Raw genomic sequence first — 8,687 nt, 5'->3', positions numbered from 1 at the left:
AGCTAAGCCCACCAGCGCCAATGGTACTGCACCCTAATCAGTGTGGGAGAGTAGGACACCGCCGAACATTACTTTCCGGGATGCCCCGCAACACACATCGTGTTGCGGGGCATCCCCATTCAACCCACCTTCAGATCGGCCGACGGTGATGTGCCCGGGGTCGGCTCGGCCGAGGCCGTGACGAGGGAATAGATTGGCAACCATGAATGACCGTGACCGCACCCGCGGCCGCCGCCAGCGTCCGGACCGAGCCGATCAGTCGGGCCGCCCTCACCGTGAGGGTCGGCAACGAACTGACGGTCCCACCGACCCTGCCCTTCCCGAGGACGTTGTCGCCTCCGACCTCGACCCCGATACCCGGCGTGATCTGCTATCCCTGGAGAAGGGGACAGCGGAGCGTGTCGCGCGGCATCTGGTGATGGTCGCGGAGCTCCTCTACGAAGATGCCGATCTGGCCTTGGAACATGCTCGTGCGGCTCGGCGTCGTGCAGCGCGCGTCGGTGTGGTCCGCGAGACCGCCGGCGTCGCCGCCTACAACGCCGGTCAGTGGCAGGAAGCCATCTCCGAGCTGAGGGCGGCTCGTCGGATCACCGGTAGTTCGGCACTGCTTCCGCTCATCGCCGACGCCGAACGCGGATTGGGACGACCTGAGCGTGCCATCGAGATCGCGCGCAGCGAGGAAGGGCGCGCATTGCGCGATGACGAAGCCACAGAAATGCGCATCGTCGAAGCCGGCGCCCGCCTCGACATCGGGGAGCCCGAGAAGGCGTTGGTGACCCTTCAGCTGGAAGACCTGAGTCCGAGCCGCACCGGCACTGCCGCGGCGCGTCTGTTCTATGCGTACGCGTCGGCCCTCGAAGCCGCCGGCCGCCTTGATGAGGCGACGACCTGGTTCATGAATGCCTCGGCCGCCGACACCGAAGATGCCACCGATGCCGAGTTCCGGTTGATGGAGATCTCGGTCGGCAGTGTCGAGCCGGATGTCGACCCCGCCCCCGAAGACCAGCAGGACTCCGGAGCGGCGATCGTCGAGCCTGAGCCTGCGTCCGAGCCCGAGCCGGCGCCCCGGTCGGAGTCGCTGGGCAGTACGGAGTCGCAGCCCGGGTCTGTTCGGCAAGCGAGCGTTGCAGAGCCGGAGAGCGAACAGGGTCCCGAAATCGCCGTGACACCGGCCAGGGAGACCGAGCCGGTTCCCCCGCCGCCTGCGCCCGCGCGCGTCGTTGACGCGTATGACGCGTTGCTGCTCGATCTGGACGGCACCGTCTTCGCCGGGAAGAGCCCGATACCCGGTGCGCCGGAGACGCTGGAGCGGATCGACGTGACGACGATCTTCGTCACCAACAACGCGAGCAGACGTCCGGACGCGGTCGCCGAGCATCTTCGGTCGATGGGCTTCACGGCGGCTCCTGAACAGGTCGTCACCAGTGCGCAATCGGCAGCCCGGTTGCTCTCCGAACACCTCGAGCCCGGATCGCGAGCCCTTGTACTCGGCACCGACGGTCTCGCCCAAGAGGTGCGCGAGGTCGGGATCGCCGTGACGCGCAGCGCGGACGATCGTCCTCTCGCCGTCATCCAGGGCTTTTCACCGGAGACCTCGTGGGAGAGCTTGTCGGAGGCCGCTCTGGCGATACGGGCAGGCGCACTGTGGGTGGCCACCAACGTCGATGCGACTCTGCCATCCGAGCGTGGGCTACTCGTCGGCAACGGATCCCTCGTCGCAGCGGTCGCCAACGCCACCGGCCAGGAGCCGCTCGTCGCCGGAAAGCCGGCTGCGCCGCTCATGGCCGACGCCATCAACCGTAGCGGCGCGGACACCCCACTGGTGGTCGGGGATCGACTCGACACCGACATCCAGGGCGCACATTCGGTGGGCCTCGACAGTCTCCTGGTGCTCAGTGGTGTCAGCACGGCCACAGACCTTCTCGCCGCACCACCGCAGCAGCGGCCGACTTTCGTCTGTGACGATCTGTCGGGAGTTCTCGACCCTGCCGATTCGCTACGCATCGCCGACAATGACGACTGGCGTATCGAGCAGACCGGCGACACGTTGACGGTGTCACCGGTGACCGAGCCGCCCGCGACGCTGCGCCTGCTGCCATCACTGGCCGCTCGCGTCTGGGCGCTCGCCGACGCCGACGAGATCGACCTGACGGAAATCACCATCACCGCCGATGACCCGACGACCCGAAGTGCGCTGGAGGATCTGGGTCTCGGCGCCGAGTGAAGGGACGAGAGCAATGACCTTCCCCGACGATGCCTCCGCGAGGCCGGCATCGGCGACGGGGCCGACGCCGCAGATGATGCCTGGCGCGCGGCCCGGCGAGGCACATGCCGAAACCGTCGATCCCGTCGACCCCGAGTTGGCCGAATCCATCCCGGTGCGGGTGCGTGAGCTCCTGGGGCAAGTGGACGACATTCGCGAACAGTCCGGCGAGGCAATCGATTTGGTGGCCTTGGCGCGTCAGACACAACTGCTCGAACAAGCGCATGAGGTACTGACCTCCGCGTTGTCGGACGTGGACCGTCGGTGACCAGGCCAACACGGGTGAGGTGTCGCTGAGTGGCCGCGCGGGCGCGTCTCGACGCCGAACTGGTACGCCGTGGTCTCGCACGCTCACGCGAGCAGGCCCGCGAACTCGTCGAGCGCGGGGCGGTCAAGGTCAACGGCACCATCGCCGCCAAGCCGGCCACCAATGTCGGCCGGGACACCCCGATCGTCGTGGTCGAGGACGACCGCGACGATTGGGCATCGCGGGGGGCACACAAACTGATCGGTGCACTCGAGGCATTCGAGCCGCAGGGACTGACGGTCGCCGGCAGGCGATGCCTCGATGCCGGTGCATCCACCGGCGGATTCACCGACGTGCTCCTGCGCCGCGACGCCCGCGAGGTCGTTGCCGTGGACGTCGGCTACGGCCAATTGATCTGGCGTCTGCAGAACGATGACCGCGTCGACATCCATGACCGCACCAATGTTCGGCATCTGACCGCCGAACAGATCGGGGGTGCCGTCGACCTCGTCGTCGCGGACCTGTCGTTCATCTCACTCGCGCTGGTCCTACCCGCCTTCGTCGCATGTGCGCGTCCCGGGGCCGACATCGTGCCGATGGTCAAGCCGCAGTTCGAGGTGGGTAAGGATCGCGTCGGTTCCGGTGGCGTGGTGCGCGACCCCGACCTGCGGGTGGAGGCCGTCGTCAAGGTGGTCACCGAGGCCGCGCGGCTCGGCCTGGTCACCCGCGCGGTGACGGCCAGCCCACTCCCGGGACCGTCGGGCAACGTCGAGTATTTCCTCTGGTTGCAGCGGCCGTCGGGCACGGTGTCGGTGTCGGGCGATAGGGTCGGTAGCCGGGGCGGATCGCCGGTCGAGGGCGAGATACCGGACGCGGGTTCGGTGCCCGATGTCCTCGACGGGAATGCGCTGCAGCCGGACGTGAATCCGGACATCATCCAGATGATCAGGCAGGCCGTCGCCGACGGTCCGCGCTGAATGCCATCGCGCGAGACGAGAGGAGACCAGGTGGGCAACGCATCGGTCGCGGATTCGGTTGGCACAGGCGGTGCTTCCGATCCGGCCCGCGGGTCCGTACGGACCGGTTCCGCCCATCGCGAGTTCCTCGTCGTCGCCCACACCGGCCGCGAGACCGTCACCCACACCATCGCCGCGATCGCCCGGCACTGCGCAGAGGGCGGTGTGGCCTTACGGGTCGTCGATCACGACACCCACGTCGACCCCGACCCGGCGAGCGAGGCCCGGGCCTACCCGCAGTCGGTGGCCGATACCGGCCCGATACCGCGCCCACCGGAACGCAACCCCCTCGATCCCGCGCATTTGCGAGAACTCGGTGCACAGGTGGAGGTGACCTCGGGCGACCCCGATTCGGCGGAGGGATGCGAGATCGTCATCGTGCTCGGGGGCGACGGCACCTTCCTGCGGGCCGCCGAGCTCGCCTATCCCGCAGGTGTCCCGGTCCTCGGAATCAACCTGGGCCACATAGGGTTTCTCGCCGAGGGTGAGGCGAACCGCGTCGACGAGGTGATGGCCCAGCTCGTCTCCGGGGACTATCGGGTGGAACCGCGGATGACACTCGACGTCACCGTCATCGACCCGGCGGACACCGAGGGCACGCCCCAGACCAGTTGGGCGCTGAACGAGGTCGCGATCCTCAACCGCACCAGCACCGGTGTGCTCGAACTGATCACCGAGGTCGACGGCCGTCCGGTGTCGGCTTTCGGGGCCGACGGCGTCCTCGTGTCGACGCCGACGGGCTCCACCGCCTACGCGTTCTCCGCGGGCGGACCGGTGATGTGGCCCGACCTCGAGGCGATCCTGGTGGTGCCGAGCAATGCTCACGCATTGTTCGCCCGACCCATGGTGACCAGTCCGCGGTCCCGGATCGCGGTGGAGGTCGACAAGCTCGGCCGCTCCGGTTTCGCCTTGTGCGACGGCAGACGACGCCTCGACGTGCCCGCCGGTGCGCGAGTCGAGGTCGTTCGCAGCGACCGATCGGTGCAGTGGGTGCGGATCGACTCCGACCCCTTCGCCGATCGCCTCGTCCGAAAATTCGATCTGCCGGTCACGGGCTGGCGGGGGAGGCAGGCCTAGGAGTGCTGGAAGAACTGTCCATCGCCGGCCTCGGCGTCATCGACGGGGCGTCGGCGCAGTTCCCTCCCGGTTTCACCGCGCTGACCGGTGAAACCGGCGCGGGCAAGACCATGATCGTGACCAGCCTGCGTCTGTTGGCCGGCGGACGCGCCGACGCCGGGCGGGTTCGCTCCGGTGCCGCGAAGGCAACGGTCGAGGGGCGCTTCCGCGTCGCCGATCCCGATCGGGGGCCCGATGGCGAGGTCGCCGACCTCCTCGAGTCCACCGGCGCCGACCTCGACGACGACGGCACCGTCATCGCGATCCGCACCGTCAACGCCGACGGCCGATCCCGCGCGCATCTCGGTGGACGTTCGGTTCCGGTGGGTACGTTGGGCAAGCTCGTCAGCTCGGTGCTGACCGTGCACGGTCAGAACGACCAGCTACGACTGCTGCGACCCGACCGTCAGCGCGTCGCGCTGGACACCTTCGCCGGAGCGAAGGCGTCCAAGGCACTCGCCGCCTATCGCAGTGCGCGAGCCGAGTGGTTGGCAATACTCGACGAGCTCGACGAACTCCGCGCCAACTCCCGCGGACTCGCCCAGGAGGCCGACCGACTGCGCTTCGGGATCGACGAGATCGCAGCGATCGACCCACAACCCGGTGAGGACGACTCCCTCGCCGACACCATCCGCCGCCTCACCGATCTCGAGTCGATCCGGTCCGCCGCGTCGGGCTCGCACGAGATCGTCGCCGGCGAGTCGGGGTCGGTGATCGAGGGCCTCGGCCAGGTGCGGTCGATGCTCGAGGCGGCCGCCGACGATGAGCTCAAACGCCTCGCCGGCCGCGTCGGCGAAACACTGACGGTCGTCACCGACATCGGCGACGAACTCACCGCGTACCTGTCGGCGCTCCCGACCGACGCCGATTCGCTCGACCAATTACTCTCCCGCCAGGGCGAATTGAAATCGCTGGTGCGCAAGTACGCCCCCGACATCGACGGGGTGATCGACTGGCGCACGCAGGCGCAGATGCGACTCGAGCAGATCGAGGACCCCCAGGGCAGCGTCGACGACCTCGAGCGGCGCGCCGCCGCGGCGGCCGAGGTCGTCGCCGAGGCCGCGGCCACCCTGCACCGCATCCGTGCGAAAGCGGCCACGACGATGGCCGGCAAGGTGTCCAAGGAACTCGCCGGTTTGGCGATGGGGGACTCGACGCTGTCGGTCGAGGTCGGACTCGAATCCGCCGATGCCGACGACCGACTGGCCATCGAGGTCGACGGGCAGCGCGCACACGCCGGCGCCGACGGTGCCGACCGCGTCGAATTCGCCCTGGTTCCGCACAAGGGCGCCCGCCCGCTGCCCATCGCGACCTCGGCGTCCGGCGGTGAGCTGTCACGAGTGATGCTCGCTCTCGAAGTCGTTCTCGCCGAACCGACTTCAGGCTCGGTGATGGTGTTCGACGAGGTCGACGCCGGAGTGGGCGGGCGCGCCGCGGTGGAGATCGGGCGTCGTCTGGCCCGGCTGGCGCGCGCTCACCAGGTCATCGTCGTGACCCACCTCCCGCAGGTCGCCGCGTTCGCCGACAACCACCTCGTCATCGGCAAGAGCGCGAGCAAGGGCGCGGTGCAGACGAGTACCGTGCGTGCGCTCGACCGCGACGAGCGGATCGCCGAACTCGCCCGGATGCTCGCCGGCCTCGGCGAATCCGATACCGGCAAGGCGCACGCCGAGGAACTCCTGACAACTGCTGAGACAGAAAAAGGCTCCTGATTCGTTCGGTGTTCTTGATGCGCGTGTGACAAAAGTTGCCATTGTTGCGGCGCGCCTCCCGCAGTCGATGCGCGGGGCGGTCAATCATTGCCGTCATGAAGATGCCTGCACTGCTCGCGCGGAACACCGAAGAACTGCCTGGCGTCATTGGTATCGCCAGAATCGACAAGAACACCAAGCGCCTCCTCGAACGTGTGGGGCCGGGTGACATCGCGATCCTCGACGAGGTCGATCTTGATCGCGTGACCGCCGACGCGCTCGTGGAGGCGAACGTCGTCGCCGTCGTCAACGCATCCCGGTCGATCAGCGGCCGCTATCCGAATCTGGGTCCCGAGGTGCTGGTCGCCTCCGGCATCGTCCTGCTCGACGAGGTCGGCCCGGAGGTCTTCAAGCGGGTCAAGGACGGCGCCAAGCTCCGCGTCCACGATGACCGTCTGATGGTCGGGGACCGGCGTCTCGCGCGCGGCACCACGCTCGAGGAGCACGACATCGCGAGCATGATGATCGACGCCAAGACCGGACTGGTCGACCATCTGGAAGCCTTCTCCGGCAACACGATCGAATTCATCCGCAGCGAGTCGCCACTTCTGATCGACGGTGTCGGCGTGCCCGACATCGATGTGTCCCTGGCCGGCAAGCATGTGGTCATCGTCGCCGACGGACCCGATCGCGGGACCGAACTGCGTTCACTCAAGCCGTTCATCAAGGAGTACTCACCGGTTCTCGTCGGCGTGGGTGCGGGCGCCGACACCCTGGTGAAGGCGGGGTACAAACCGGCGATCGTCGTCGGCGACCCGGAACAGATGAAGGCGGCGACGCTGCGGTGTGGTGCGCAGGTCGTGCTGCCCGCCGACACCGACGGACACGCCCCCGGCCTCGAACGCATCCAGGACCTCGGCATCGGTGCGACGACCTTCCCGGCCGCCGGAACCGCGGCCGATCTCGCGTTGCTGCTCACCGACTTCCATGGCGCCGACCTCATCGTCACCGCCGGCTACGGCGGATCTCTCGACGACTTCTTCGACCGCTCACGTCGTGAGTCGACGCCGTCGACGTTCCTGACCCGGCTCAAGGTCGGACCCAAACTTGTTGACGCCAAGGCGGTCGCGACGCTGTATCGCAGCCGGGTGTCCGGCGCGGCCATCGCCTGCGTCATTCTCGCCGCGCTGATCGCCGTCATCGCCGCGGTGATGCTCTCGAGCGCGGGACCGGAGATCACCGATTGGGCTGTGGCCCAATGGAACCACTTGTTCGAGTGGGCTCGGGGAGTCTGGAACAGGTAGGACATGATTTCTCTACGCCAGCACGCCATCTCGTTGGTGGCGGTGTTTTTGGCCCTCGCGCTGGGGTTGTTCCTCGGCTCGGGGTTCGTGGGCGATCGCGTCAATTCCCTGACCGGTACGAGCCGTGATCGGATCGGCGACCTCGAGCAGCAGCGCGACGGTCTCAACGATCAGGTGAACGCCGCGAACAGCTTTGACGCCGCGATCGCTCCGCGGCTGATCGCCGATCAGCTCAAGGGGCACGCCGTTCTCGTCGTCACCACGCCCAACGCCGCCGACTCCGACGTCGACGCCGTCAAACAGTCGCTGTCGACTGCGGGTGCAACGTTTTCCGGGCAGCTCGGCCTCACCGACAAGCTCGTGCGCGACGACAGCGCCGAACAGGTCCGCACCATCGTCGACCAGACGATTCCCCCGGGTGCGACACTGCGTGCGGAACTGACCGACTCGGGCTCACGGGTCGGGGATCTGTTGGGGACCTTGGTGATGCACCGCAGCGATCAGAACGCTGCCGCGGTCGCCGATCGCCAGACCGGGCTGCAAACCCTGCGCGACGGCGGTTTCCTGACCTACGTCGACAACGCGATCCGGCCCGCCGATCTGGTGGTGTTCGTCTCCGGCGACGCGCTCCCGGAGAACTCCGGTGCCCAGGGGCAACTGGTCGCCCGGCTGGCCGCGGCGATGACCGCCCGTGCGCAGGGCGGTGAACTCGTCGGTCGCAGCGGTTCGGCGACGGGAGTGTCACCGATAGCGGTGATTCGTTCGGACCCGGCGTTGCGCAACGCGATCACCACGATCGACAACGTCGACGCCCAGACCGGCCTGATCACCACCGTCCTCGCGCTCGACGAGGAGAGCCAGGGCCGCTCCGGCTCCTTCGGCTCCGGTCCGGGGGCAAGCGCCATCACCGTCGGCGCGCAACCGGCTCAGTCCCAACCGGCCTGAGCAGTCCAGGCGCAGCGCACCACGCGCGCACATCGTCACCGGTGACCCGACGTCCGCCGCGACACGCGGGGCTGCCCGCCCCGTCGGTGTCGTGGCGGGGGGGGG

7 protein-coding genes are annotated in these 8,687 nt (G+C 68.2%); all 7 read left to right on the top strand.

Going from position 1 to position 8,687, the window contains the following annotated elements:
- Nucleotides 1-202 precede the first annotated feature (202 nt).
- Nucleotides 203-2,224: an HAD-IIA family hydrolase gene (locus B1964_RS11990; RefSeq protein WP_079929897.1), complete on the top strand. Its 2,022-nt coding sequence runs from the start codon at nucleotides 203-205 to the stop codon at nucleotides 2,222-2,224.
- Nucleotides 2,225-2,237: 13 nt separating this feature from the next.
- On the top strand, nucleotides 2,238-2,531 hold the full coding sequence (locus tag B1964_RS11985; protein ID WP_079929896.1) for a hypothetical protein: 294 nt from the start codon (nucleotides 2,238-2,240) through the stop codon (nucleotides 2,529-2,531).
- A 29-nt stretch (nucleotides 2,532-2,560) separates the two neighbouring features.
- Nucleotides 2,561-3,487: a TlyA family RNA methyltransferase gene (locus tag B1964_RS11980; RefSeq protein ID WP_014360203.1), complete on the top strand. Its 927-nt coding sequence runs from the start codon at nucleotides 2,561-2,563 to the stop codon at nucleotides 3,485-3,487.
- Nucleotides 3,488-3,517: 30 nt separating this feature from the next.
- Nucleotides 3,518-4,603, top strand: coding sequence for an NAD kinase (locus tag B1964_RS11975; protein WP_014360202.1), 1,086 nt, complete (start codon nucleotides 3,518-3,520; stop codon nucleotides 4,601-4,603).
- Between the two features lie 2 nt (nucleotides 4,604-4,605).
- Nucleotides 4,606-6,354, top strand: a complete 1,749-nt coding sequence (gene recN, locus B1964_RS11970) for a DNA repair protein RecN (protein WP_079929895.1) — start codon at nucleotides 4,606-4,608, stop codon at nucleotides 6,352-6,354.
- Between the two features lie 95 nt (nucleotides 6,355-6,449).
- Nucleotides 6,450-7,637, top strand: coding sequence for a putative cytokinetic ring protein SteA (gene steA / locus B1964_RS11965; protein WP_079929894.1), 1,188 nt, complete (start codon nucleotides 6,450-6,452; stop codon nucleotides 7,635-7,637).
- A 3-nt stretch (nucleotides 7,638-7,640) separates the two neighbouring features.
- Nucleotides 7,641-8,582, top strand: a complete 942-nt coding sequence (locus B1964_RS11960; RefSeq protein WP_079929893.1) for a copper transporter — start codon at nucleotides 7,641-7,643, stop codon at nucleotides 8,580-8,582.
- Nucleotides 8,583-8,687: the final 105 nt, after the last annotated feature.

Source organism: Gordonia sp. i37 (assembly GCF_002043085.1).
Lineage (GTDB): Bacteria > Actinomycetota > Actinomycetes > Mycobacteriales > Mycobacteriaceae > Gordonia > Gordonia polyisoprenivorans.
The sequence above is the reverse complement of the archived record's forward strand: the minus strand, read 5'-3'. Positions and strand labels throughout refer to the sequence as shown.